This window comes from Marinovum sp., assembly GCF_034669705.1.
GTDB lineage: Bacteria > Pseudomonadota > Alphaproteobacteria > Rhodobacterales > Rhodobacteraceae > Marinovum.
In genome coordinates this window covers 64,965-88,956 of record NZ_JAXMOR010000007.1, presented here as the reverse complement: position 1 = coordinate 88,956, position 23,992 = coordinate 64,965, and the positions used below count along the sequence as shown (strand labels likewise).

At 67.2% G+C, this 23,992-nt stretch carries 20 protein-coding genes; 7 read left to right on the top strand and 13 right to left on the bottom strand.

The window, feature by feature from the left end:
* The first annotated feature begins 78 nt into the window (after window positions 1–78).
* Window positions 79–819, top strand: coding sequence for a 4Fe-4S dicluster domain-containing protein (locus tag VOI27_RS07170; protein WP_323764632.1), 741 nt, complete (start codon window positions 79–81; stop codon window positions 817–819).
* Window positions 820–827: 8 nt separating this feature from the next.
* The gene (locus VOI27_RS07165; protein WP_323764631.1) at window positions 828–1,763 is read left to right on the top strand and encodes a dimethyl sulfoxide reductase anchor subunit family protein; all 936 of its coding nucleotides are present in this window, start codon (window positions 828–830) and stop codon (window positions 1,761–1,763) included.
* Window positions 1,764–1,785: 22 nt separating this feature from the next.
* On the opposite strand, the gene VOI27_RS07160 is transcribed toward VOI27_RS07165, so the two are convergent.
* The 9 genes from VOI27_RS07160 to ltnD form a co-directional block, all read right to left on the bottom strand.
* Window positions 1,786–2,748, bottom strand: a complete 963-nt coding sequence (locus VOI27_RS07160) for an oligopeptide/dipeptide ABC transporter ATP-binding protein (protein WP_323764630.1) — start codon at window positions 2,746–2,748, stop codon at window positions 1,786–1,788.
* Window positions 2,749–3,732: an ABC transporter ATP-binding protein gene (locus tag VOI27_RS07155; RefSeq protein WP_323764629.1), complete on the bottom strand. Its 984-nt coding sequence runs from the start codon at window positions 3,730–3,732 to the stop codon at window positions 2,749–2,751.
* Window positions 3,732–4,676, bottom strand: coding sequence for an ABC transporter permease (locus VOI27_RS07150; protein WP_323764628.1), 945 nt, complete (start codon window positions 4,674–4,676; stop codon window positions 3,732–3,734). The genes VOI27_RS07155 and VOI27_RS07150 overlap by 1 nt, the downstream gene beginning before the upstream one ends.
* On the bottom strand, window positions 4,676–5,656 hold the full coding sequence (locus VOI27_RS07145; protein ID WP_323764627.1) for an ABC transporter permease: 981 nt from the start codon (window positions 5,654–5,656) through the stop codon (window positions 4,676–4,678). Before VOI27_RS07145 ends, VOI27_RS07150 begins: the two co-directional genes overlap by 1 nt.
* A 271-nt stretch (window positions 5,657–5,927) precedes the next feature.
* The gene (locus VOI27_RS07140) at window positions 5,928–7,490 is read right to left on the bottom strand and encodes an ABC transporter substrate-binding protein (RefSeq protein ID WP_323764712.1); all 1,563 of its coding nucleotides are present in this window, start codon (window positions 7,488–7,490) and stop codon (window positions 5,928–5,930) included.
* A gap of 99 nt (window positions 7,491–7,589) precedes the next feature.
* The gene (locus VOI27_RS07135) at window positions 7,590–8,363 is read right to left on the bottom strand and encodes a hydroxypyruvate isomerase family protein (protein ID WP_323764626.1); all 774 of its coding nucleotides are present in this window, start codon (window positions 8,361–8,363) and stop codon (window positions 7,590–7,592) included.
* Window positions 8,360–9,010: an aldolase gene (locus VOI27_RS07130; protein ID WP_323764625.1), complete on the bottom strand. Its 651-nt coding sequence runs from the start codon at window positions 9,008–9,010 to the stop codon at window positions 8,360–8,362. Before VOI27_RS07130 ends, VOI27_RS07135 begins: the two co-directional genes overlap by 4 nt.
* Complete coding sequence (otnK, locus tag VOI27_RS07125) at window positions 9,007–10,278, bottom strand: 3-oxo-tetronate kinase (protein ID WP_323764624.1); 1,272 nt, start codon at window positions 10,276–10,278, stop codon at window positions 9,007–9,009. Before otnK ends, VOI27_RS07130 begins: the two co-directional genes overlap by 4 nt.
* On the bottom strand, window positions 10,275–11,183 hold the full coding sequence (ltnD, locus tag VOI27_RS07120; protein ID WP_323764711.1) for an L-threonate dehydrogenase: 909 nt from the start codon (window positions 11,181–11,183) through the stop codon (window positions 10,275–10,277). The genes otnK and ltnD overlap by 4 nt, the downstream gene beginning before the upstream one ends.
* Window positions 11,184–11,459: 276 nt before the next feature.
* Here ltnD and VOI27_RS07115 point away from each other — a divergent pair, with 276 nt between their 5' ends.
* A complete protein-coding gene (locus VOI27_RS07115; protein WP_323764623.1) occupies window positions 11,460–12,494 on the top strand; it encodes a LacI family DNA-binding transcriptional regulator in 1,035 nt (344 codons plus the stop codon).
* 24 nt (window positions 12,495–12,518) lie between these two features.
* Here VOI27_RS07115 and VOI27_RS07110 read toward each other — a convergent pair whose 3' ends face one another.
* Genes VOI27_RS07110 through VOI27_RS07100 form a run of 3 tightly spaced genes read right to left on the bottom strand, consistent with a single transcriptional unit; the run spans window position 12,519 to window position 14,665 of the window.
* Entirely contained in the window at window positions 12,519–12,719 is a 201-nt protein-coding gene (locus VOI27_RS07110) for an FCD domain-containing protein (protein ID WP_416374651.1), read from the bottom strand.
* On the bottom strand, window positions 12,716–13,870 hold the full coding sequence (locus tag VOI27_RS07105) for a fumarylacetoacetate hydrolase family protein (protein WP_323764621.1): 1,155 nt from the start codon (window positions 13,868–13,870) through the stop codon (window positions 12,716–12,718). Before VOI27_RS07105 ends, VOI27_RS07110 begins: the two co-directional genes overlap by 4 nt.
* Before the next feature lie 45 nt (window positions 13,871–13,915).
* Window positions 13,916–14,665: an SDR family oxidoreductase gene (locus VOI27_RS07100; protein ID WP_323764620.1), complete on the bottom strand. Its 750-nt coding sequence runs from the start codon at window positions 14,663–14,665 to the stop codon at window positions 13,916–13,918.
* Window positions 14,666–14,824: 159 nt separating this feature from the next.
* Between VOI27_RS07100 and VOI27_RS07095 the strand changes: the two genes are divergently transcribed.
* The 4 genes from VOI27_RS07095 to VOI27_RS07080 all read left to right on the top strand — a co-directional run bounded on the left by VOI27_RS07095 (window position 14,825) and on the right by VOI27_RS07080 (window position 20,687).
* Window positions 14,825–15,643 (top strand): IclR family transcriptional regulator, encoded by an 819-nt coding sequence (locus VOI27_RS07095; RefSeq protein ID WP_323764619.1) that lies wholly within the window; start codon window positions 14,825–14,827, stop codon window positions 15,641–15,643.
* Window positions 15,644–16,049: 406 nt separating this feature from the next.
* Window positions 16,050–17,225, top strand: a complete 1,176-nt coding sequence (locus tag VOI27_RS07090; protein ID WP_323764618.1) for an efflux RND transporter periplasmic adaptor subunit — start codon at window positions 16,050–16,052, stop codon at window positions 17,223–17,225.
* Between the two features lie 3 nt (window positions 17,226–17,228).
* A complete protein-coding gene (locus VOI27_RS07085) occupies window positions 17,229–20,357 on the top strand; it encodes an efflux RND transporter permease subunit (RefSeq protein ID WP_323764617.1) in 3,129 nt (1,042 codons plus the stop codon).
* A 132-nt stretch (window positions 20,358–20,489) separates the two neighbouring features.
* Window positions 20,490–20,687 carry a hypothetical protein gene (locus VOI27_RS07080; protein WP_323764616.1) on the top strand — a complete coding sequence of 66 codons (198 nt, stop codon included), beginning with the start codon at window positions 20,490–20,492 and terminating at the stop codon, window positions 20,685–20,687.
* A gap of 728 nt (window positions 20,688–21,415) precedes the next feature.
* On the opposite strand, the gene VOI27_RS07075 is transcribed toward VOI27_RS07080, so the two are convergent.
* Entirely contained in the window at window positions 21,416–23,596 is a 2,181-nt protein-coding gene (locus VOI27_RS07075) for a hypothetical protein (RefSeq protein WP_323764615.1), read from the bottom strand.
* Between the last annotated feature and the right edge of the window lie 396 nt (window positions 23,597–23,992).

The following is a 23,992-nucleotide window of genomic DNA, read 5'->3' as shown; positions in this document are numbered from 1 at the left end:
GGCGACCATGGCGCATGCGCGCCGGATCGTGCCTCTGCTTTCTGTTCCGCGCGAACCGCACAAACCGGGAGACACCCAATGACCACCCTCCCCGAGAAAACCGACAAGAGCCTCGGCCTCGTCATCGACCTCGACATCTGCGTCGGCTGTCATGCCTGCGTCACCTCCTGCAAGGAGTGGAACACCGGCGGCTACTCCGCCCCGCTCACCGACCAGGAGCCCTATGGCGAAGACCCGCACGGTGCCTTCCTCAACCGCGTCCACAGCTACGAGGTCGACAACGCCCACTGGAAGGGCACCGTCCACTTCCCGCGCTCCTGCCTGCATTGCGAGACGCCCGACTGCGTCACCGTCTGCCCCACCGGCGCCAGCTACAAGCGCGAGGAGGACGGCATCGTTCTGGTCAACCCCGACACCTGCATCGGCTGCAAGCTCTGCTCCTGGGCCTGCCCCTACGGCGCGCGGGAATATGACTATGACGACGGGGTGATGAAGAAATGCACCCTCTGCGTCGACCGGATCTACAACGAGACCATACCGGAAGAAGACCGCGTGCCGGCCTGCGTCAAGGCCTGTCCTACCGGCGCCCGCGCCTTCGGAGACCTGGCCGACCCCGACAGCGCGGTGTCACGGAACGTCGCCGCGCGCGACGGCTTCAACCTGCTCGACGAGTTCGGCTTCAAGCCGGTCAACAAGTACCTGCCGCCGCGCAAGGCCTCTGACCGTACGCCGCAGGTCGCAACCGAGCCCGCCGCGCCAGAAACCGGATCCGCGCTCGAGAAACTCTTTGCCTGGGCCGACCGCGCCCTCAGCCGCTAAGGACAGCCATGCATCCCGCCTATTCGGTCATCCTCTTCACCACCTCCTCTGGCGCCGGCTATGGCCTGCTGTTCTGGCTGTCACTGGCGCATCTGGCGGGCGCCCAGCCGGTCACCGGCTGGTCGTTCTTCACCGGGCTGCTGCTGGCGCTTGGGCTGATCACCCTGGGCCTGCTCAGCTCGACCTTTCACCTCGGCCGGCCGGAACGCGCCTGGCGGGCATTGTCGCAATGGCGCAGCTCCTGGCTCTCGCGCGAGGGCGTGGTGGCCATTGCCACCTACGCCCCCGCCGGGCTGCTGTGGCTGCTGGCGCTCTTCGGCGGGCCGGCCTGGCTCACCCTGCCGCTGGCGGTGCTGGCCGCGCTGGGCGCGGTGGCCACGGTCTGGTGTACCGGCATGATCTACGGCTCGCTGCGCACCATCCGCGAATGGCACCAGCCGCTGGTGCCGGTCCTCTACCTCGCCAATGCCGCCGCCTCGGGCGCGGTGCTGCTGGTGATGCTGCAGGCCTTTGCCGGCCGCGATATCCGGCTGGCCAGCTTGATCGCGCTTCTGGCGCTGATCACGGCCGGCGCGCTCAAGCTGGTCTACTGGCGCCGTATCGATGCCGACCCCGGCGCCTATACCGTCGACATGGCGCTGGGCCTCGAGGGCGTCAAACGCCAGCTCGAGCCGCCGCACAGCCGGCCGAACTACGTGATGCGCGAGATGGGTTATGACGTCGCCCGCAAGCACGCCGAAACGCTGCGCCGCACGGTGCTGATCTGGGGCTTTGTCGTGCCGGGCGTGATGCTGGCGTTCCAGGCACTGACCGGCGGGCTGGGTCCGGTGCTGATGCCGGTTGTGGTGCTGGCGGCGGCCGCCGGGCTGGTGGTGGAGCGCTGGCTGTTCTTTGCCGAGGCCAGCCACGTCTCGATGCTCTACTACGGCGCCGAGCGCGCCTGAGCCGGCCCCGACGGGCCGGCCCCTATTCCGCGAAGTGACAGGCCACCCGGGTGCTGCCGATCTGGCGCATCCGCGGCCGGTCCTGCTTGCAGATATCCTGCGCCAGCGGACAGCGCGGGTGAAAGGCGCAGCCCGGCGGCGGGTTGATCGGATCGGGGATCTCGCCTTCGGGCGGCTGGATCTCGCGGCCGAAGGCATCCATCTTGGGCGCCGCTTCCAGCAGCATCTGGGTATAGGGATGCTTGGGATCGGTAAACAGCTGCTCGGGGGCCGCCTCTTCCACCAGCCGGCCGAGGTAGAGCACGCCGATCACGTCGGCCATGTGGCGCACCACGGTCAGGTCGTGGCTGATGAACACATAGGTCAGCCCGAAATCGTCCTTCAGATCGCTCATCAGGTTTAAAACCTGCGCCTGCACCGACACGTCGAGCGCCGAGGTCGGCTCGTCGCAGACGATCAGCCGCGGCTCGCTGGCCAGCGCCCGGGCGATGCAGATCCGCTGACGCTGCCCGCCCGAGAATTCATGCGGAAACTTGCCGGCATCCTTGACCGAGAGCCCCACCTGCTCGAGCAGCTTTTCCGCCATCCCCTCGGTCTTGCCCCCGCGCGAGGCGACCGGCTCGACGATGATGTCCTTGACCCGCCAGCGCGGGTTGAGCGAGGCATAGGGGTCCTGAAAGATCATCTGGATATCGGCCCGCACCGCGTCCACCTTGGCGGCGTCGGCCTCGTTGGCGAGGTCCACGCCCTCGATCTCGACCTTGCCCTCCGAGGGCCGCAACAGCCCCACCAGCATCTTGCCGATGGTCGATTTGCCAGAGCCGCTTTCGCCGACCAGCGCATAGGTCGATTTTTCCGGCACCACGAATTCCACATCCGACACCGCGGTGAGAAACTCCTTGGGGCGGCGCTCCAGCACCCGGTTCAGCCAGGGTTTCGAGACGTCGAACACGCGGCTGAGATTTTCGACTTTGACCAGCGCCATTCAGGAAACCTTTTCTTCGACGTCTTCGACAAGCGGGTGCCAGCAGGCGGCCATGCCGTCCTTGACCCGAGGCGGCGGCGGCGTGCGGCAGACCTCGGTGGCGCGCGGACAGCGCGGGTTGAAGGCGCAGCCGTCGGGCACCGCATCGAGCCGCGGCATGGCGCCGGGGATCTGGTGCAGCCGCGCCTTGCCGGCCGAGGCCAGCGGCGTCGAGGCCATCAGCCCGTGGGTATAGGGATGCTGCGGCCGGGTCAGCACCTGCTCGACCGGGCCAAGCTCGGCCAGCCGGCCGGCATACATCACCGCCACCCGGTCGGTGGCCTCTGCGATCACCCCCATGTCATGGGTGATCAGCATCACCGCCGTGCCCCGATCGCGGCAGAGCCGCTTCAAAAGCGCGATGATCTGCGCCTGCACCGAGACATCAAGCGCGGTGGTCGGCTCGTCGGCGATGATCAGCGAAGGCTCGGCACACAGCGCCAGCGCGATCACCACCCGCTGCCGCATGCCGCCGGAGAACTCGTGCGGGTAGGAATTGACCCGCGCGGCGGCTCCGGGAATGCCGACCTCTTCCAAGGCCGCCACGGCGCGCTTCTCGGCCTCTTTCTCGGAGATCTTGAGATGGGTGCGCATGGTCTCGACCAGCTGGTCGCCGATCCTGAGCAGCGGGTTGAGCGAGGTCAGCGGGTCTTGGAAGACCATGCCGATTTCCTTGCCGCGCAGCCGCCGCATCGCCTCGCCACGCAGCTGGTCGATGCGCTTGCCGTTGAGCCAGATCTCGCCCGATGCGACATGCGCCGGCGGTGTCAGCAGGCCGATCACCGCATTGCCGGCCATCGACTTGCCGGCACCGCTCTCGCCCACCACGCCGAGGATCTCGCCCTTGTGGATGTCATAGCTGACGCCGTCCACCGGCCGGACGATGCCGTGGCGGGTGGGGATCTCGACCGAGAGGTCGCGGATGGAAAGTACGGGTTCAGACATCAGCGCAGCCTCGGGTTCAATGCGTCGCGCAGCCAGTCGCCCAGCAGGTTGACCGACAGCGCCAGCGCCAGGAGCGTCACCGCCGGGAAGAACAGGATCCACCACTCGCCGGAGAACAGGAAGCCCTGGCCGATGCGGATCAGCGTGCCCAGCGAGGGCTGGGTCGGCGGTGCGCCGACGCCGAGGAACGACAGCGTCGCCTCGGCGATGATCGCCAGCGCCAGCGAAATGGTGGCGATCACCAGCACCGGCGAGAGCACGTTGGGCAGGATGTGGCGCAGCATGATCGCGCCCGGCCGGCGACCGATCAGCCGCGCCGCCTGAACGTATTCCTTGTTCTTCTCGACCAGCGTCGCGCCGCGCACCACGCGGGCGAACTGCACCCAGTCCGACAGGCCGATGGCGAGGATCAGCACCCAGATCGCCATCTGGTCGCGGTATTCCACCGGTGTCACCCCCTTGGCGATGCCAAAGATCAGCATGGCCACGAGGATCGAGGGAAAGGTCAGCTGAACGTCGGCCACGCGCATGATGATGGTCTCGATCCAGCCCCCGACATAGCCCGAGATCAGCCCAAGGGTGATCCCCAGCACCATGGCAAAGGCCACGGCCGCCACGCCGACAAACAGCGAGATCCGCATGCCGTAGAGGATGGTGGAAAACACGTCGCGGCCCTGATCATCGGTGCCGAGCAGGAATGTCTCGCCGGTAAAGGCGTTGGGTTCCAGCGGCGGGGTGAAGCCGTTCATCAGGTTGAGCGAGGCGGGATCGAAGGGGTTGGTGGTGGCGATCAGCGGCGCGAAGATCGCCGAGACCATCAGCACCAGCACCACCAGCGCCGAGACCACCGCCACCGGCGAGCGGCGGAAGGTGTAGAAGACATCGCTTTCCAGCGCCAGGCGCAGCCGGGATTTCGGCGGCGGCGCGACGGGTGTATCGGTCATCAGTGGCCTCCCGAGCGGTCCGCGCGCAGGCGCGGGTCGATGAAGAAATAAAGGATGTCCACCAGCAGGTTGATGCCCACGAACATCACCGAGATCAGCATCAGGTAGGCGGCCATCACGGGGATGTCGACGAACTGGACGGCGTTGATGAACAGCAGGCCGACGCCGGGCCACTGGAACACCGTCTCGGTGATGATGGCAAAGGCGATGATCGCGCCGAGCTGAAGCCCGATCACGGTGATCACCGGCACCATGGTGTTCTTGAGCGCGTGGTGGAAGTTGACCGCCCGCTCCTTGAGCCCGCGGGCGCGGGCGAAACGGATGTAATCCTGGCGCAGCACCTCGAGCATCTCGGAGCGTACCAGCCGCATGATCAGCGTCATCTGGTAAAGCCCCAGCGTGATCGACGGCAGGATCAGCGCCTTGAGGCCGCTCTCGGTCAGGAAACCGGTTTTCCAGCCGCCGATCTGCACCACCTCTCCGCGCCCGAAGCTGGGCAGCCAGCCAAGCTCGACCGAGAAGACATAGATCAGCAGGATGCCGATCAGGAAGGTCGGCAGCGAGACCCCAATCAGCGAGGCCGACATGATGCCATGCGCCAGCCAGCCGTCGCGGCGGATCGCGGTGAAGACGCCGAGCGCGATGCCGAAGACGATGGCCAGCACGCCCGACACCGCCGCCAATTCCAGCGTCGCCGGGGCGCGTTCGAGCAGGATCTGCGTCACCGGGCGACCCTGCCGGTAGCTGACGCCGAAGTTGCCCTGGATCGCCTCCTGCAGGAAGCGGAAATACTGCACGAAGAACGACCGGTCGAGCCCGAGCTGTTCGCGCAGCCGGGCGATATCCTCGGCGGTGCGTTCCTGGCCCAGCATGTTGTCGATCGGATCGCCGACGAAGTTGAACATCGAAAACGCGACAAGCCCCACGATCAGCAGGACGAGAAGGGACTGGCCGATGCGGCGGATGATGAATGCAAGCATGAGCGTCAAGAGATAACGGAGGCTATTGCGGGTCAAGGGCAAAAGCGGCGGGGTGACGCGGCGGCGACCCCGATGTGACGCGATGTGACGTGGAGTTGGGGGCGTTGCGGGCGGGCCCACGCGCGTCTCGACCGAATTGCCCGTGCCCTCCGCGGGGAGTTTTCGGGGGCTTTGCCCCCGGACCCCCAAGGTATTTCTGAACAGAAGAAGCCCCGGGACGGCGCCCGGAGCGGCGGGGCCGGCAGATCGCTGGCCGGCCCCGTCAGTGGCCTCAGTTCACGGTCACCCAGCGCAGGATGAAGAAGTCGTCGGGGCGCTGCGTCAGCTCGATATTGGCCCGCGTGCCCCAGACCAGCGGCTGCACGTAAAGCGGCACATAGGCCTGCTCGTCGGCCATGATCTGCGCCACCTCGTCGAGCATCGCCTGGCGGGCGGCGGGGTCGATCTCGGACTGGATCATCGGCAGAAGCGCGTCGATCCGGTCATTGGAGTATCCGCCGAAGTTCCAGCTGCCGAGCTTTTTCTCCTCGTTCGGGGTGGCGACGAGAAAGCGCACCGGGTGCTCGGCATCGAAGGTGCCCGGCGACCAGCCCAGCAGGTACATGTCGAAATTGTCGGCCCTGAGTTCCGGCCAGTAATTGTTGACCGGCATCGCCTCGAGCGTCGCCTTCAGCCCGACCTGCGCCAGCATGCCGGTGACCGCCTGACAGACCGACTCGTCGTTGAGATAGCGGTCGTTGGGGCATTTCAGACCGAAGGAGAAGCCCTCGGGATAGCCCGCCTCGGCAAGCAGCGCGCGGGCCTTGTCGGGGTCATGGGCGGGGGCCGCGGCCAGCGCCTCGGAATAGCCGCTCATCGCCGAGCTGACCAGCTGGTTCACCGGTTCGGCATTGCCGCGCATGATGGTCTGCAGGATCGCCGGCACGTTGATCGCATGCGCCACCGCCTGGCGCACCCGGGCATCGGCAAAGGGGTTCTCGCCCTCGACGTCGGCCGAGAATTTCAGCGTCTCGGCCTCATGCGGAAAGCCCAGCATGATGACCCGCGCCTCGATGCCCTGCACCACCTTGACCTCGGGGTTCCCGGCCAGCCGCGCCACGTCCTGGATCGGCACCGGGTTGATGAAGTCCACGTCGCCGGAAAGCAGCGCCGCCAGCGCCGTCGCCGGGTTCTGGATCGGGGTCAGCTCGGCGCGGGTGAGGTTGTGCTCCGCCTCACCCCACCAGCCCTCGAACGGCTCGAGCACCGTGCGCAGCCCCGGCTCGCGCGCCGTCACCTGGAAGGCACCGGTGCCATTGGCGTGGAGCGTGGCGTGATTTCCGGCCTCCTTGTCGGGACGGCTGGCGCTGTTGGCCTCGGCCCAGCCACTGTCCATCATCATCCAGTTGGCGATCGAGGAGGGAAACAGCGGGTTCGGCTCGTTGGTCATGAAATCGATCGTGTAATCATCGACCACCTTGACCTCCGAGACCGGCGCAAACCAGCTCGCGGTATCGGCCTCCGGGCTCGAGGCCCGCTGGTAGGAAAACAGCACGTCCTCGGCGTCAAAGCTGCTGCCGTCATGGAAGGTCACGCCCTCGCGCAGGGTGAACCGCCAGCCCTCGCCGTCGCCGATCGGCTCCCAGCCGGTGGCCAGAGCGGGCTCGACCGACATGTCCTTGCCGCGGCGCACCAGCCCCTCGTAGACATTGTTGAGAAAGCCCAGCACCGGCGTCGAATTGACCGCATGCGGGTCCATGGTCTGGGGGTCGGTGGTGACCGCCCATTTGAATTCGGCGGCCGCAAGCGGCGCGGCAAGCACCAGCCCCAGCGCGGTGGTGGCCGCGCATATCATTCGTGACATTGGAAATTCTCCCCTGTTGGCTTTGCCCAAGGGTAGCACATCCCGCCCCGGCGTCCATTCACAAGGGCCTGTGCGGGGGTGGCGGGATGGTCAGTGTCCGCCGGCCCTCAGGGATGTGAGCCAGCCCAGCGTCGCGTCGGTGTCGCCGCCGGGCTTGTATTCCGCCCCGAGCGGCGCGTCGTAGCCGAGCCGGGCGATCATGCCGAACACATGGTCATAGTTGATCTCGCCGTGATCCGGCGCGCCGCGGTCCGGGACGGAGGCAAACTGGATGTGGCCGATCTGCGGCAGCAGCGCCTCGAGCCGGTGGCTCAGATCGCCCTCCATCAGCTGCACGTGGTAGCAGTCGAACATCAGCCTGAGGTTGGGTGCCGCGACCTCTTTGAGGATCGCCATAGCCTGAGCGGTGGTGGTGAGGAAATATCCCGGCGCGTCGTAGCGGTTCAACGGCTCGATCAGGATGGTGAGGCCATCGGGCGCAGCCTTGGCGCAGGCATAGCGCAGGGCGTCGATGAAGGTCCGGTGGGCGTTCTCGCCGTCGGCAAACCCGGCCATGACGTGGATATTGGGCGTACCGATGGCGCGGGCATAGGCGATGGCCTCGTCGATCGCAGCGCGGGCCTCGGTCTCTCGGCCGGGCAGCGCGGCAAGGCCGTTGTCGCCTGCCGTCACGTCGCCGCGGCGGGTGTTGAGGCCGAGCATGGTCAGCCCGGTCTCGTCGAGCGCCGCCTTGACGTCCTCGGCGGCGTGGTCATAGGGCCAGTGGCATTCCACCGCGTCGAACCCGGCGGCATGGGCGGCGCGGATCGCCTCCGGCAGCGGGCGGTCGGCCCAGAGAAAGCCCAGGTTGGCAGAGAATTTCATCCGTCCCACTCCACATCGAATTTGGTCACCAGCGCCTGCACCTGATCGGCGGTCAGCCCGCGCGGCCCCATGCCGCGGGTCATCATCGCCAGCCTTGCGGTGTCTTCGAGCTCTTCGATGGCGTTGCAGGCGGCCTCGATGTCCTTGCCCGCCACCACCGGGCCATGGTTGGCCAGCATCACCGCCGCGCGCTTGCCGGCCAGACCGCGCACCGCCTCGCCCATCGCCGGATCGCCGGGCAGGAAGAACGGCAGCAGCTTGACGCGGCCCAGCTTCATGATGCCATAGGGCGTGAGCGGCGGCAGGAAGTTGTCAGCGTCGACATCCGCCATCATCGACAGCGCCACGGAATGGCAGGAATGCAGGTGCACCACCGCGCCGGCGGTGCTGCGGGTGTCGTAAAAGGCACTGTGCAGCGGCATTTCCTTGGTCGGCTTGTCGCCGCCCATGTGCCGGCCCGTGGCGTCGAAACGGCTGAGCCGGCCGGGATCGAGCCGGCCGAAACTGGTGCCGGTGGGCGAGACCAGCAGCCCGCCATCCTCGGTCCGGGCCGAGATATTGCCGGTGCTGCCGCCGGTCAGCCCGCGGTCGAACATCGATTTCGCCAAGAGGCAGATCTGCTCGCGCAATTGGGTTTCGGGGGTCATGCGGCCTCCAGCTTGGCTTGCGCATCGGTAAAGAAGGTCTCGCTGCCGAAGTTGCCGGATTTCAGGGTCAGCGCGATCTGCTGGCCGTCCGAGTGGCAATAGGTCCAAGGCACGCCCGGCGCGATCTCGGTGCCGATATCGAGCTGGCTGACGCCGAGCGCCTTGGTCACCGCGCCGGAGGTCTCGCCGCCGGCGACGATCACCCGCCGTGCCCCGGCATCGCGGGCTGCCACGGCGCAGGCCGAGAGCGTCGCCTCGACGATCTCGCCGGCCCCGGCGACGCCGAGCTTCTCCTGCGCCGCGCGTACGCTCTCGGGGTTGGCGGTGGCATAGATCAGCGGCGCCGCGCCAAGGTCCTGCCCGGCGAGCCAGTCGAGCGCCGGTTGCGGACCGTTCTCGGCCAGCGCCAGCGGGTCGAGCTGATAGGCCGGCGCGCCGCGACGGGTGTAATCGGCGACCTGTGCGTTGGTCATCGCCGAACAGCTGCCGGAGAGCACGATGGTCTTGGCATCCACCGTCGGCCGTTCGGCCTTTGGCGCATCGGCCGAGAGCGTGCCATCGGCAAGGTAGAGCGCCGGCAGCGGCATGGCGACGGCGCTGCCGCCGGTCATCAGCACCATGTCGCGGCAGGCCTCGGCGATCACCGAGAGATCCTCGTTGGCCACCGCGTCAACCACCACATGCGCCACGCCCTGCGCCTGCAGTTCGCCAAGCGCCGCACGCAGGGCCTCGGGCCCGCGCGCCACGGTGAGCCGGTCGGCCAGCCCCACCGGCCGGCTGACCTGCGGGCTGAGCAGGCGCATCAGGTTGCTGTCGCGCATCGGGGTCAGCGGGTGATCCTTCATCGGGCTTTCCGCCAGCGGCTGCCGGCCGACAAAGAGGTTGCCCATGAAGATCGCCCGGCCGTTTTCCGGGAAGGCCGGGCAGTAGATCGTCTGATCGCAGCCCAGATCGGCCATCAGCGCCTCGGCGACCGGGCCGATGTTGCCCTCTGGGGTGCTGTCGAAGGTCGAGCAGTATTTCCAGAAGAACCGCTGCGCGCCGGCCGCCTGCAGCCATGTCAGCGCCGCGCGGGTCTCGTCCACGGCCTCGTCCACCGGCGCGGTGCGCGATTTCAGCGCGATCACCTCGAAGGCCGCGGTCTCGGTCGGGGGGCTGTCCGGTACGCCGATGCGCAGCGAGACGCGGACGCCGCTGCGGGCGAGCAGACCGGCAAGATCGGTGGCGCCGGTGAAATCATCGGCGATGCAGCCGAGAACGGTTGTCATGCGGTTTCTCCTGGAAGTGTGAGGCCCGCACTGCGGGCATAGACCTTGGCCACGGCGGCGTCATCCTCGCCGCCGAGCCCCATGTCGGCGGCCGCGCTAAACTGCTGCAGCGCGGCTTCGGTGATCGGGGCGCTGAACTGCGCCGACCGGGCGATATCGAGCACGATGCCCAGATCCTTGGGCCAGATGTTGACCGAGCTCAGCGGCGCGTAATCGCCGGCCACCACATGCGGCGCGCGGTTCTCCAGCATCCAGCTGCTGCCGGCGCATTTGCTGATCACCTCGACGAATTTCGCCGGGGCGACCCCTTGGGTCATGCCGAAGGTCAGCGCCTCGGCCATGGCGGCGATGTGGACGCCCGCGAGCAGCTGGTTCACCGCCTTCATCGCACTGCCGGCGCCGGCGGCCTCGCCCAGCTCGAACACCGTCTCGGCGAGGCTGTCGAGCAGTGGCCGGGCAGCCGCAAAGGCCTCGGCGGTGCCGGAGGCCATGATGGTGAGCTGGCCGCTGGCGGCTTTCGCAGCGCCGCCGGAAATCGGCGCGTCGAGGTAGAGCACGCCGTGCGCCGCGCAGCGCGCCGCCATGTCGCGGGCGCACGCCGGCGGCACGGTGGCGCAGGCCACAACCACCGCCCCCGGTCTCAGCTGTGCGACCAGCCCGTCGTCGCCGAAGAGCACGGCGTCGGTCTGTGCGGCGTTGAGCACCACCACCGCGACGGCATCGAGCGTGCCGGCGGCCTCAGACAGCGCACCGCCCTGCCCGCCCTCGGACCGGAACCGCGCCATGTGCGCGGCATCGATGTCGACGCCCCAGACCCGGTGTCCGTCGCGCAGCGCCGAAACCGCCATGCCGTAGCCCATCGAGCCCAGCCCGATGACGCCAATGTTTCGAGACCCCTTGGTCATGGTCACTCCAGTGTCCTGTCCGCCAGCCGCCGCAGCCCGGACGACGGCGCACAAATCCTTGCCTCTCGGCACCGTTGCCTGCGCCCGACCGCGGCAAATGTCGCCTACGCTTCGGTCAACAAGCAACCGGTATCGGTACCGGTATTGATACCAGTCGCACGATCAGCCTAAGCTGTCAACGTTGCGCTGCGGTTTTCAAAGGGCGATGGCGGGCGCGCGCGGCCGGGAACGCTCCTGCCCGATGACAGCGCCACAAGCCGGGATGGTGACAAGATCATGAAAAAACGCAAAACCCTGGCCGATGTTGCCGCCGCCGCCGGTGTCAGCAAGATGACCGCCTCGCGGGCGCTGCGCGGCGACAAGGACGTCTCTCAGGCCAGCGTCGACCGGGTGAAACAGGCCGCTCAGGAGATCGGCTATTACGGGAATCACCTTGCCGCGTCGCTGTCCAGCACCCACACCGACCTGATCGGCGTCGTGGTTCCCAGCCTCGAAAACATCGTGTTTCCGCAGGTCATGTCGGGGGTGACCGACGCGCTGAAGGGCACGGCGTTGCAGCCGGTCTTCGGGGTGACCGACTATGATCCGGAGGTCGAATATGCCACCCTGCGCAACATGCTGTCCTGGCGGCCTGCGGGGCTGATCGTCACCGGGCTCGACCAGCCGGAACACAGCCGCCGGCTCTTGGCCGATGCCGGCGTGCCGATCGTGCAGATCATGGACAGCGAGGGGGAGCCGGTCGATGCCTGCGTCGGGTTTTCCCACACCGAGGCCGGACGCGACATCGCGACCGCGCTGCTGGCGACCGGTCTGCGCCGGGTCGGTTATGTCGGCGGCAACCTCGACAAGGATCTCAGGGCGGCCCGGCGCAAGGCGGGGTTCCGTCAGGCGCTGCGCGACCGGGGGCTCGACCTGTCGGGCGAGATCGACGGCTCCGCCCTGCCACAGGGCGGCGCGGCGCTGCCGGCGGTGGCGTGTGGCCGGCGCCTGACGGCCGAGCTTCTGGCGCGGCGGCCCGAGCTCGACTGCATCTACTATTCCAACGACGACCTGGCCTTCGGCGGCCTGTGCCACTGTCTCGCCGCCGGCATCGATGTGCCCGGCCAAGTGGCGCTGGCCGGGTTCAACGGCCTCGGCCTGATCGAGGGTTTTCCCGGCAAGATCGCCACCTCCCGCACCGCCCGCCGAGAGATCGGCGCGGCGGCGGCGCGGATCATCCTCGAGACCCTGCAGGACCCGGCAGCCGACCGGAGCCGGGTGCAGGTGCTCAAACCCGTCATCTCGCTCGGCGCGCTGGCGGCGGAGAGCTGACGGCGCCTGACAGGGCGCCGCCGATCACCGCGATCCCGGGAGGCCGGGCCACAGCAGGTCGCCATCATAGCCGTCTGCGCGCGCGGGCTGTGCGCGCAGCGCCCGCACCCGCTGGGCCGCCTCGATGTGGGCGCGCATCGCGGCCTCGGCGCGTTTGCCATCGCGGGCCTTGATCGCGTCCAGCACCTCGGCATGCTCGGCGACGGCCCGGCCCGCGGCGCTCAGAGCAGTCCGCGCCCTGCAAGGTTGCGCATCAGCGCCGCGGCACCAAAGGTCCAGGGCGCGCAGTCGCCGCTGTGGCGGACCGTGTTGACCAGGGTGCCAAGGCCGCTGGCGCTGATCTCGACCCGGTCGCCGATCTTGTGGGTAAAGCCTTCGCCCGGCACGTCGCGGTCCTCGGTGGGCGCAAAGAGCGTGCCGAGGTAGAGCATGAAACCGTCTGGATACTGGTGGCTCTCGTTCAGCGTCTGGGCCACAAGGTCGGCCGGGTCGCGGCTGATCTCGGACATCAGCGAGCGCCCGGTCAGGGTAAAGCCGTCGGGGCCGGTCACCGTCATCTCGAGCTCTGCGGCGCGGACGTCGTCAAGCGTGAAGCCCGCGTCGAACAGCCGGATGAAGGGCCCCAGCGCGGCCGAGGCATTGTTGTCCTTGGCCTTCGACAGCAGCAGCGCCGAGCGGCCCTCGACATCGCGCAGGTTGACGTCATTGCCGATGCAGGCCCCGCGGATCTGGCCACGGCTGTTGACCGCCAGCACCACTTCCGGCTCGGGGTTGTTCCAGACCGACATCGGATGCAGCCCCACCGGCGCGCCCCAGCCCACCGCCGAGAGCACCTGCGCCTTTGAGAAGATCTCGGCGTCCGGGCCGATGCCGACCTCGAGGTATTGCGACCAGAGCCCCTCGCCGATCAGCGCCGCCTTGACCCTTTGGGCCTGCTCAGAGCCGGGGGTGATGTCGGACAGGCTGGTGCCGATCAGCTTGCCAATGCTGTCGCGGATGGCGCGTGCGGCCTGCGGATCGCCCGCCGCACGCTCTTCGATCACCCGTTCGACCATGGATTTGGCAAAGGTCACCCCCGCCGCCTTGACCGCCTGCAGATCGTTGGGGGCCAGCAGATGGCGCCTTTCGGGGTCGGCGCCGGCGGCGAGGCTTTCGGCCTCGAGTTCGGCCAGCGGGGCGAGGGCGCGACCGTCCTGCGCCGCCACATGGGCGGCCGGATCGTCCAGTTCCAGCAGGTCGCGCATCGTCGGCACCGCCTGCGAGGTGATGTCGACAATCGCTCCGTCGCGTAGCGCCACCAGCGCCGGCCCGGTCTGCGGCAACCAGACCCGGCCAACGAACACGCCCTCGGCCCCATTCAATCCAGTGGTTGTCATGTCAGCCCCTGATGCTTGCTGTCAAAGAAGGTCGGACCGGCGGGCTCAGATCGTCCAGCCGCCGTCGATCGCCAGCGCCTGGCCGGTGGTATAGCGGCTGGCATCGCCGGCGAGGTAGAGCGCCAGCTCGGCAATCTCCTCGGGCGAGCCGATCCGGCCCATCGGCTGGCGGGCGACGAAATCGGCATGCGCCTTGTCGTAATCGCCGGTGGCGCGCAGGCGGGCATGCATGCTGGGGCTGTCGACGGTGCCGGGGCAGATCGCGTTGCAGCGGATGCCCTGGCCGACGAAATCCGCCGCGATCGACTTGGTCAGACCGATCACCGCCGCCTTGGAGGCACAATAGGCAAAGCGGTTGGGCACGCCCTTGAGCGAGGAGGCCACCGACGACATGTTGATGATCGAGCCGCCGCCGGCCGCGATCATGCCGGGCAGCAGCAGCTTGCACATCCGATACATGGCGGTGACGTTGAGATCGAAGCTGAAGTCCCAGTCGCGGTCGGAGCAGGTCAGGATATCGCCGCTGGCCACATAGCCGGCACAGTTGAACAGCACGTCACAGGCGGTCACATCCGCCAGCGCCTCGGTCAGGGCCGCGGCGTCGGTCAGGTCGACCTGGCGGGTGGTGACGTTGTCCAGCGCCGCCAGCTCCTTCAGGCCGGCGGCATCGATGTCCAGCGCGATGACATTGGCGCCGCGGGCGGCAAACAGCTCGACCGTGCTGCGGCCGATGCCCTGGGCGGCGGCGGTAATGAGGCAGGTCTTGCCGGCCAAGAGATCCTGAGGTGCGGTCATGGGTGTCACTCCGTGTGAAACAGGTTGTCAGGTCGCCCGTCCCTGCCCGCGTCGCCGCCGGCCGCGCAATGCGGGCGTCATTCGCCTGAATATAAATCATGGTTTCAAATACAAATCAATGCTTGATGACCCGAGGCAAAGCCGCCTAGACTGCGGGTCATGACCCGCCAGAAACCCACCGACACCGCGACAGAGGCCAAGTACCGTGCCCCGGCCTTGGAAAAGGGGCTGGAGATTCTCGAGCTGTTGTCGACCCATCAGGATCCGATGACCCAGGCCGAGATTGCCCGCGCCATGGACCGCTCGAAGAACGAGATCTACCGGATGCTTTCGACGCTGGTGCAACATGGCTATGTCTCGCGGACCCAGGGCGGCGAGGGTTATTCGCTGAGCCTCAAGCTCTTTGCCACCGCACAGCGCTATTCGCCGGTGGCCCGCCTGCTCGAGGTGGCCTTGCCGCTGATGCGCCGGGCCGCGCGCGCCACCTGGCAATCCTGCCACGTCGGCATGGAGAGCGGCGGCAGCGTCGTCATCGTCTCGTCCGTCGAGGCGCCGGGCAACTGGGGGCTGGCGCTGCGCACAGGATCGGTCATCGGGTTGGGCAACAGCGGCACCGGCCGAGTGCTGGCCGCCTTTCGCCCTGAAGAGGCGCTGCAGGACCTGCTGGGCCATCACACCCCGGCCCTGGGCGAGCCGGAGCTGGATGAGCCGCGCTTTCGGCAGGAGCTCGAGGCGATCCGCGACCGGGGGTTCTACCGGGGGGCCTCGGACACGCTGGTCGGGGTCACCAACCTCAGCTTTCCGATTTTCGAGCCCACCGGCGAGGTCGTGGCGGTGCTGACCTGCCCCTATCTCGAGCGGGTCGACAGGCTCAAGACCGCGACGCTCGAAGAGACCGAGCAGGTGATCGCCCGTGTTGCACAGGATCTGACGGGGTATTTCCACGGCGAAGCCCTGCCGGAGGACGCCCAATCGTGACCTGACCTGCCGGGCCTGACGGTCAGGCTGGCCCTCCAGAGAGGCCAAAACGCGCCGCACCGCACGGTGCCGGCAGCGGACGGCCAAGCCATGCCGGGATGCGCGGAAGACCGGGTAAGGCGGACCTGCCGCCCGGGGCGGCGTCGCATCCAAAAGAGCCATGTTGCCAAGGGCGTGCGCAAACTTGCGCCGGCCAGACCGGCCCCCCTCTGAACCCTGTAGTGACGTAACGACGATCATTGTCTTGTCACGGGACCACCCTATGGTAGGGAATGCCGTGCTGGCGCTTGCCTGCCCCTGCTGTGCCGGGCCTGCTGCCTGACGGCGCACCCTGAAAGACAACGCCGTATGCTGGCGGGCCGCGCGCCCCTCGGTCGGCCCCGAAATTTGCCGCAACGAGGCCGAGATGACTGACCAACCCGAACCGCTCACCTTTACCGACGACAAGGGCGCGTCGCGCTCGACCTGGATTGCCGCTGCGCTGGTGGTGGCAATCATCGGCTGGATGGGCAGCGGTTTCGTGCTGCCCCCCGAGGAGGCCGAAGCGCCGCGGGCCGAAGCCCCCGGGGTCGCGCCGGTCGCCGTGGCGGTCGAGCAATCCGCCACCGAGCCGGTGACGCTCTATTTCCAGGCCGAGGGCCAGGCCCAGCCCGACCGCGACACCGCGATCCGCGCCGAGGCCTCTGGCGAGGTCGCCGAGGTGCTGGTGGCCAAGGGCGAGGACGTGGCCGAGGGCACGGTGATCGCGCGGCTCTCGACCACCCGCGCGCAATCCGACCTGGCCCGCGCCAGCGAGGAACAGGCCCGGGCGCAGCGCGAGTTCGACAATGCCACCGAGCTGCTGGATCGTGGCGTCTCGACCGCCGACCGGCTCAGCGAGGCCCGCGCCAGCCTGGCCGCCGCGGCGGCCGCGGTGACCGCCGCCGAAGAGGCGCTCCGCGCGCTCGAGATCACCGCGCCCTTTGCCGGCCGGATCGAGACCCTGACGCTCGATCCCGGCGAATACGTCCAGATCGGCGCCGAGGTGGCGCGGATCGTCGACAACCGGCCGCTGACCGTCGCCATTCAGGTGCCGCAGCAGGCGCTGGGCCGGATCAGGAACGGCCAGCCCGCCACCATCAACTTCATCACCGGCGAGGAACGCGAGGGCACCGTCAGCTTTGTCGGCACCTCGGCCAATGCCGAGACCCGCACCTTTCTGGCCGAGATCGACGTGCCCAACCGGGACGGCGCCATCCCGGCCGGCATCTCGGCCGAGATCCGCATTCCCACCGGGACGGCGCAGGCGCATTTCGTTCAGCCCTCGACCGTCTCGCTCAGCCCCGAAGGGCTGCTGGGCGTCAAGGCGGTGGACGCGGCCGATACCGTGGTCTTCCACCCGATCGAGATCGTCCGCGCCGAAATCAACGGCATCTGGGTCACCGGCCTGCCAGACCGGGCGCGGATCATCACCATCGGTCAAGGCTTCGTCAACGCCGGCGAAACCGTGCGCCCCTCGCCCGCGCCGAACGCCGAACCCGACGCCGGATCCGAACCGGCGCCGACGCCGCAGGCCGCTGCCGTGCCGACGCAGGAGAACTGAGCCATGAACAGCCTCATCGACGCCGCCTTCTCGCGCGGCCGGGTCGTTCTCATGGCGCTGGTGATGATCCTCGGCGTCGGCGCTTTTGCCTATGTCGCGATCCCCAAGGAAGCCAACCCGGAGGTGCCGCTGCCGCTGGTCTATGTCTCGACCGGGCTCGAGGGCATCAGCCCGGCCGACGCCGAACGGCTGCTGGTCGAGCCGATGGAGGCCGAGTTCGCCGCCCTCACCGGGCTCGACCGGATGGAGAGCCACGCCTCGGAAGGCTTTGCCAGCGTGCAGCTCGAGTTCACCCCCGGCGGCGACATCGACGAGGCGCTCGACAAGGTGCGCGAGGCCGCCGACCGGGTCGGCGGCAACCTGCCAGAGGACGCCCGCGACCTGACCATCACCGAGATCAACACCGCGCTTTTCCCGATCATCACCGCGATCATTTCGGGGCCGGTGCCGGAACGCACGCTGAACGCGCTGGCCGACGACGCACAAGAGGCGATCGAGGGCCTGCCCGGCGTGCTCGAGGTCGATATCGGCGGCTCGCGCGACGAGTTTCTCGAGGTGCTGATCGATCCGACGGTGTTCCAGACCTACAACCTCAGCTTCGACGAGCTGATCGGCCAGCTGCAGCGCAACAACCGGTTGATCGCCGCCGGCGCCATCGAGACCGGCGGCGGGCGCATCGTGCTCAAGGTGCCGGGGCTGATCGAGGACCTGCAGGACGTGATGGAGATCCCCGTCAAGGTGCGCGGCGATGCGGTCGTCACCTTCGAGGATGTGGCCACCATCCGCCGCACCTTTCAGGACCCCACCGGCTTTGCCCGGATCGACGCCCAGCCGGCGCTGGCGCTCGAGGTCAAGAAACGCTCAGGCGCCAATATCATCGACACCGTTGCGGCCACCAAGCAGGCGCTCGAGGCGCTGCGCGCCGAATGGCCCGACAGCGTCGAGGTGACCTACCTGCAGGACCAGTCCGAACAGGTCGAGACGCTGCTGTCGGACCTCGAGGCCAATGTGATCGCGGCGGTGATGCTGGTGATGATCGTGATCGTGGCAGCGCTGGGCCTGCGCTCGGCGATCCTCGTGGGACTCGCCATCCCCGGTGCCTTTCTCGCCGGCGTCACCGCGCTCTGGGCGATGGGGGTTACCATGAACATCGTGGTGCTCTTTTCGCTGATCCTGGTGGTCGGCATGCTGGTCGACGGCGCCATCGTCACCACCGAACTGGCCGACCGCAAGCTGCAGGAGGGCGTCGCCCCGCGCGCCGCCTATGCCATGGCCGCCAAACGCATGGCCTGGCCGATCATCGCCTCGACCGCCACCACGCTCAGCGTGTTCTTCCCGCTGCTGTTCTGGACCGGCATGGTCGGCGAGTTCATGAAGTTCCTGCCGATCACCGTGCTGCTGACACTCTTTGCCTCGCTGTTCATGGCGCTGGTCTTCATCCCGGTGCTCGGCGGGCTGATCGGCAAACGTCCGCCACAGAGCGCCCGCGCCAAGCGCGCCCTGCATGAGGCCGAACAGGGCGATCCGCGCCGCATCGGCGGGATGACCGGCGCCTATGTCCGGCTGCTCGAATGGGCGATCCTGCGCCCCGGCGCCACCGCGCTCCTGGCACTGGCGCTGCTCCTGGGCGGCTTCGGGCTCTACGGCCAGTTCGGCAACGGCGTGACCTTCTTTCCGGCGGTCGAGCCCGAGTTCATGCAGGTGCAGGTCCGCGCCCGCGACAACTTCTCGATCTACGAGCGTGACGCGCTGGTGCGCCGGGTCGAACAGCGGCTTCTGGGCCGCGACGAGATCGCCACGGTCTATGCCCGCTCGACCATGGGCAGCGGCGCCGACGAGGAAACCATCGGCACCCTGCAGCTCGAGCTGACCGACTGGGACATCCGCCGCCCCGCGGCCGAGATCGGCGAGGAGATCCGCCGCGATGTTGGCGATATTGCCGGCATCGACGTGCAGGTCCAGACCGAGAGCGGCGGGCCGACCAGTGGCAAGCCCGTCAACCTGCAGATCGCCGCCCGCACCCCCGCCCATCAGGCCCGGGCGGTCGAGCAGGTGCTGGCGCTCATGGAGCGGATCGGCGGCTTTACCGACATCACCGACAGCCGGCCCCTGCCCGGCGTCGAGGTCTCGATCCTCGTCGACCGCGCCGAGGCGGCACGCTATGGCGCCGATGTCAGCCTGCTGGGACAGGCGGTGCAGCTGCTGACCCAGGGCATCGCGGTGGCGGACTACCGCCCCTCCGACGCCGATGGCGAACTCGACATCCGGGTGCGCTTCCCGGCCGAGGAACGCTCGCTGTCGGAACTGAGCAACCTGCGGGTGCCGACCTCGGCCGGGCTGGTGCCGATCGCCAATTTCGTCACCTTCGCGCCGTCAGAGCGCACCGGCACGATCACCCGCATCGACGAAGCCCGGGTGGTCTCGATCGAGGCCAACGTCGCGCCGGGCCTGCTGGTCAACGACCAGGTCCAGGCGCTGCAGGCGGCGCTCGAGGCCACCGACCTGCCAGAGGGCGTCAGCTTCAGCTTTGCCGGCGAGGCCGAGGACCAGGCCGAGACCATGGCCTTTCTCGGCGGTGCCTTCGCGGCGGCGATCTTTCTGATGCTGGTGATCCTGGTGGCGCAGTTCAACAACTTCTACCAGGCCTTCGTGGTGATGAGCGCCATCGTCTTCTCGGTCGCCGGCGTGCTGCTCGGGCTGCTGATCACCGGCCGGCCCTTCGGGGTGGTCATGGGCGGTATCGGGGTGATCGCGCTGGCGGGCATCGTGGTCAACAACAACATCGTTCTGATCGACACCTACAACGATCTCAAGCGCGCGGGGCTATCGCCGCGCGAGGCCGCGCTGAGGACCGGGGCGCAGCGCCTCAGACCGGTGATGCTGACCTCGGTGACCACCGCGCTGGGGCTGATGCCGATGGTGCTGGGCGCGAACCTCAATTTCTTCACCCGCGAAATCGTCTTCGGCGCCCCCTCGACGCAATACTGGACCGAACTCAGCAGCGCCATCGTCGGCGGCCTTGTGGTGGCGACGCTGCTGACCCTGGTGCTGACCCCGGCAATGCTGATGCTGGGCGAAAAGCGCGCCCGGCGGAACCTGCCGGCCAGTGCCGGCTCGGCCACGGCCGGCTGATCGGCGGCGAGGCCGGGGAAAACGCCCCGCTGACGGAACAGCCGCAGGGCTTTGGTGGTTACCTCGACACGCGCCACTGGCCGCCGAACCCGGCGGAGGCCCTGGCCCGACATTGAGCCCACGGAGCCCCAGATGAACCTCAGACTGATCCTCGGCCTCGGCCTGGCCGCCATCGCCTGGCGCGCCCTCACCCCGCCGCGCCCGGCGCCCCGCCAGCGTATCCGCGACGCCGGCCCGTCACAGATGCACAACCCGCCCAAAACCTGGGACCGGGTCGACGAGACGGCAGACGAATCCTTCCCCGCCAGCGACCCACCTGCCACCTACTGACCCCCGCAGACAGCCTCGCACGCCACGCCCGCCCCGGCCCCCGAAGACACGCGCCGCCCGCAGAGCAGCCCGCTCCTTCATCTTGCCAAATAAACCTCCGGGGGTGAGGCCGCAGGCCGAGGGGGCTGGCCCCCTTTGCCGAGGCCAGCCAAAGCCGCACCGTCGGAACCCGAAACTCTGTAAGGAAATTCAGCGCATCAGCCAGGCCCGCCCAAGGCCGCTGAACCCGCGCTGAGATCGGTGTGGTACCCAAGGTCGGACTCGAACCGACAAGGCCGTTAAGCCGGGGGATTTTGAATTGTACAGAATTTATTTTTCGCCAGTACGTTATACGAAATCCCTCCCGCAGACATAGCGTGAACAAAATGCGAATGTGGGAGCGGCAGTTTTCTGGTCTCCTATCGCTCCGGTCAGAGGTTCGAACGAGATAGGATCCGGCGAAAGTACACCCGTCCTTTGCCCCTTCTTTATACGGCGTATCCAACAGCACCTCAGCCAATCGCTGCACCGATTCCTCGAAGCTGCAGACCATCCCGCATCAGTGTCGTGCGGGATGATTTGTTCATTGAACTAGCTGACCAATCCTGGCCCGCAGTCCTGCCCGACCCGCCGCCGTGGGTGTGGCCGCGATAGCGGTGAGAAATCGGCAGGGCTGCGCCAGGATGAGGCGCGACCCTGACGTCCGTGAGCCACCGAGGCTCCGCGGCAAGGACATCGCTGGCAAACGGCTACACCGCCAGTTCGTCGCCTTCGTTGCCTTCATCTCCCTCGTTGCCCTCGTCGCCTTCGTTGCCTTCGTCGCCTTCGTTGCCCTCGTCGCCTTCGTTGCCTTCGTTGTCCTCGTTACCTTCGTTGCCCTCGTCGCCTTCGTTGCCTTCGTCGCCTTCATTGCCCTCATTGTCTTCGTTGCCTTCGTTGCCTTCGTTGGCTTCGTCGCCTTCGTCCCCTTCGTCTTCCTCGTTGCCTTCGTTGCCTTCGTCGCCCTCGTCGCCTTCGTCGCCCTCGTTTTGCTCGTCGTTCTCGTCGCCTTCGTTGCCTTCGTCGCCTTCGTTGTCCTCGTCGTCCTCGTTGCCTTCGTCGTTTTCGTCGCCTTCGTCACCTTCGTCGTCTTCGTCGTCTTCGTCGGCCTCGTCGCCTATGGACTCGTCACCTTCGTCGCCCTCGTCGTCTTCGTCGCCTTCGTTGGCCTCGTCGCCTTCGTCGCCGTTGGCGGGTTCGTCGCCCTCGTCGTCCTCGTCGCCTTCGTCGCCTTCGTCTTCTTCGTCGCCTTCGTCACTCTCGTCGCCCTCGTCGTCCTCGTCGCCTTCGTCGTCCTCGTCGGCTTCGTCACCGTGCTGGTCTTCGTTGCCCTCGTCACCTTCGTCGCCTTCGTCGGACTCGTCGCCTTCGTCACCCTCGTTGTTCTCGTTGCCCTCGTCGCCCTCGTCGTATTCGTCACCTTCGTCGCCCTCGAAGCCTTCGTCGCCTTCGTCGTGTTCGTCCCATTCGTCGTGTTCGTTGCCTTCGTCGTTTTCGTTGCCTTCGTCGGCTTCGTTACCTTCGTTGCCCTCGTCGCCTTCGTTGCCCTCGTCGCCTTCGTGGCCTTCGTCGCCTTCGTCCCACTCGTCGCCTTCGTCACCTTCGTCGCCTTCGTCGCCTTCGTCGTCTTCGTTGTTTTCGGTGTCCTCGTTGCCTTCGTCGCCTTCGTCGCCCTCGTTTTCGTTGCCTTCGTTTCCTTCGTTTCCTTCGTTGTCCTCGTTGCCTTCGTCGCCCTCGTCGTGAAAATTCCAGAAGGTTTCGTCGTCTTCGTTGTCCTCGTTGCCCTCGTTGCCCTCGTCGCCCTCGTTGCCTTCGTCGTCCTCGTTGCCTTCGTCGTCCTCGTTGCCTTCGTTGCCCGCTTCGTCGCCTTCGTCGCCTTCGTCGCCTTCGTCGTTCTCGTTGCCCTCGTCCCCTTCGTTCCCTTCGTTGCCCTCGTCCCCTTCGTCCCCTTCGTCGCCTTCGTCCCACCAGTAGCCTTCGTCGCCTTCGTCGCCTTCTTCGCCTTCGTCGCCCTCGTCGTGCTCGTTGCCTTCGTTACCCTCGTCGCCTTCGTTGTTCTCGTCGCCTTCGTTGTCCTCGTCGCCTTCGTCGTTCTCGTCTCCCTCGTTGCCTTCGTTGTTTTCATCCCCGTCGTCGTCTAGTTCGTCGCCTTCGTTGCCTTCGTCGTCTTCGTCATCCTCGTCGTCTTCGTCGCCCTCGTCGCCTTCCTGGAAGATGATATCGATCTCGTCGCCCTCGTCGTCCTCGTCGTCCTCGTCGCCCTCGTCGTTTTCGTCTCCCTCGTCGTTCTCGTCTCCCTCGTCGCCCTCGTCGGCCTCGACTCCCTCGTCGCCCTCTGTGCCCTCGTCGTTCTCGTCGCCTTCGTCACCCTCGTTGTTCTCGTCGTCCTCGTCGTCCTCGTCGCCCTCATCGCCCTCGTTGCCGCCCTGGAGGATGATGTCGGTCTCATCGCCTTCGTCGCCTTCGTTGCCTTCGTCGCCTTCGTTGCCCTCGTCGCCTTCGTTGCCTTCGTTGTCCTCGTTGCCTTCATTGCCTTCGTTGGCTTCGTTATCTTCGTCGCCCTCGTCGCCTTCGTCGGCCTCGTCGCCTTCGTCGCCCTCGTCGTTCTCGTCGCCTTCGTTGTCTTCGTCGCCTTCGTTGCCTTCGTTTTCTTCGTTGCCTTCGTCGCCCTCATTGCCCTCGTTGTCTTCGTTTCCCTCGTTGCCTTCGTTCCCTTCGTTCCCTTCGTTACCCTCGTTACCTTCGTTTCCCTCGTTGCCTTCGTCGCCCTCGTTGCCAAAGCTGAGCGGGGCATCGAGGCCTGCGTGTTCGAAGGCCCGCGCGATGAGCTGCTCAAGGTCGGCGGCGGCGATTGTGTTGTCGGTAGACGCGAGGGTGAGATCGTTGGTCATTGGAGGGACTCCCAAAATCAAGTTTGCACGAATAGACGCAAAACCAAGGTCGCTGACTGCGAAGGCAGTTCTCGGATCAACCCGAAGCCGGTTCAAAGAATTTCGGCGACCAACTGGCCGGATCAATCGAACGGAGCCCAATGCGGTTCGCTCGAAGAAATGCGCGATTACAAAGGAGGCTCGGCCGAGAAATTCGACCTGCAAAATACTAAACTGACACAGGATGCTAGCCGGACCTTTCAGATTCTGTCAAATTTCCGCGGTTGGACGGCCACTGACTTTGGCAAGCAGAGACTGGTGCACGGGCTGAAAAAAGCTGGCAATCATCGAGCTGGCCGAGGCCGGCGCGTGCGACGCCGAGTGCCAGGCGGTGACCGGAGAGAGCGCCGAGATGGC

Excerpts from the sequence above, each read along its gene's own strand:
- VOI27_RS07130 (WP_323764625.1), bottom strand. The coding sequence starts at position 9,010 with ATGACCCCCGAAACCCAATTGCGCGAGCAGATCTGCCTCTTGGCGAAA.
- VOI27_RS07165 (WP_323764631.1), top strand. The coding sequence starts at position 828 with ATGCATCCCGCCTATTCGGTCATCCTCTTCACCACCTCCTCTGGCGCC.
- VOI27_RS07155 (WP_323764629.1), bottom strand. The coding sequence starts at position 3,732 with ATGTCTGAACCCGTACTTTCCATCCGCGACCTCTCGGTCGAGATCCCC.
- VOI27_RS07105 (WP_323764621.1), bottom strand. The coding sequence starts at position 13,870 with ATGACAACCACTGGATTGAATGGGGCCGAGGGCGTGTTCGTTGGCCGG.
- VOI27_RS07160 (WP_323764630.1), bottom strand. The coding sequence starts at position 2,748 with ATGGCGCTGGTCAAAGTCGAAAATCTCAGCCGCGTGTTCGACGTCTCG.
- VOI27_RS07135 (WP_323764626.1), bottom strand. The coding sequence starts at position 8,363 with ATGAAATTCTCTGCCAACCTGGGCTTTCTCTGGGCCGACCGCCCGCTG.
- VOI27_RS07095 (WP_323764619.1), top strand. The coding sequence starts at position 14,825 with ATGACCCGCCAGAAACCCACCGACACCGCGACAGAGGCCAAGTACCGT.
- VOI27_RS07150 (WP_323764628.1), bottom strand. The coding sequence starts at position 4,676 with ATGACCGATACACCCGTCGCGCCGCCGCCGAAATCCCGGCTGCGCCTG.
- VOI27_RS07145 (WP_323764627.1), bottom strand. The coding sequence starts at position 5,656 with ATGCTTGCATTCATCATCCGCCGCATCGGCCAGTCCCTTCTCGTCCTG.
- ltnD (WP_323764711.1), bottom strand. The coding sequence starts at position 11,183 with ATGACCAAGGGGTCTCGAAACATTGGCGTCATCGGGCTGGGCTCGATG.
- VOI27_RS07115 (WP_323764623.1), top strand. The coding sequence starts at position 11,460 with ATGAAAAAACGCAAAACCCTGGCCGATGTTGCCGCCGCCGCCGGTGTC.
- VOI27_RS07170 (WP_323764632.1), top strand. The coding sequence starts at position 79 with ATGACCACCCTCCCCGAGAAAACCGACAAGAGCCTCGGCCTCGTCATC.
- VOI27_RS07090 (WP_323764618.1), top strand. The coding sequence starts at position 16,050 with ATGACTGACCAACCCGAACCGCTCACCTTTACCGACGACAAGGGCGCG.
- VOI27_RS07085 (WP_323764617.1), top strand. The coding sequence starts at position 17,229 with ATGAACAGCCTCATCGACGCCGCCTTCTCGCGCGGCCGGGTCGTTCTC.
- VOI27_RS07080 (WP_323764616.1), top strand. The coding sequence starts at position 20,490 with ATGAACCTCAGACTGATCCTCGGCCTCGGCCTGGCCGCCATCGCCTGG.
- VOI27_RS07075 (WP_323764615.1), bottom strand. The coding sequence starts at position 23,596 with ATGACCAACGATCTCACCCTCGCGTCTACCGACAACACAATCGCCGCC.
- VOI27_RS07140 (WP_323764712.1), bottom strand. The coding sequence starts at position 7,490 with ATGATATGCGCGGCCACCACCGCGCTGGGGCTGGTGCTTGCCGCGCCG.
- VOI27_RS07100 (WP_323764620.1), bottom strand. The coding sequence starts at position 14,665 with ATGACCGCACCTCAGGATCTCTTGGCCGGCAAGACCTGCCTCATTACC.
- otnK (WP_323764624.1), bottom strand. The coding sequence starts at position 10,278 with ATGACAACCGTTCTCGGCTGCATCGCCGATGATTTCACCGGCGCCACC.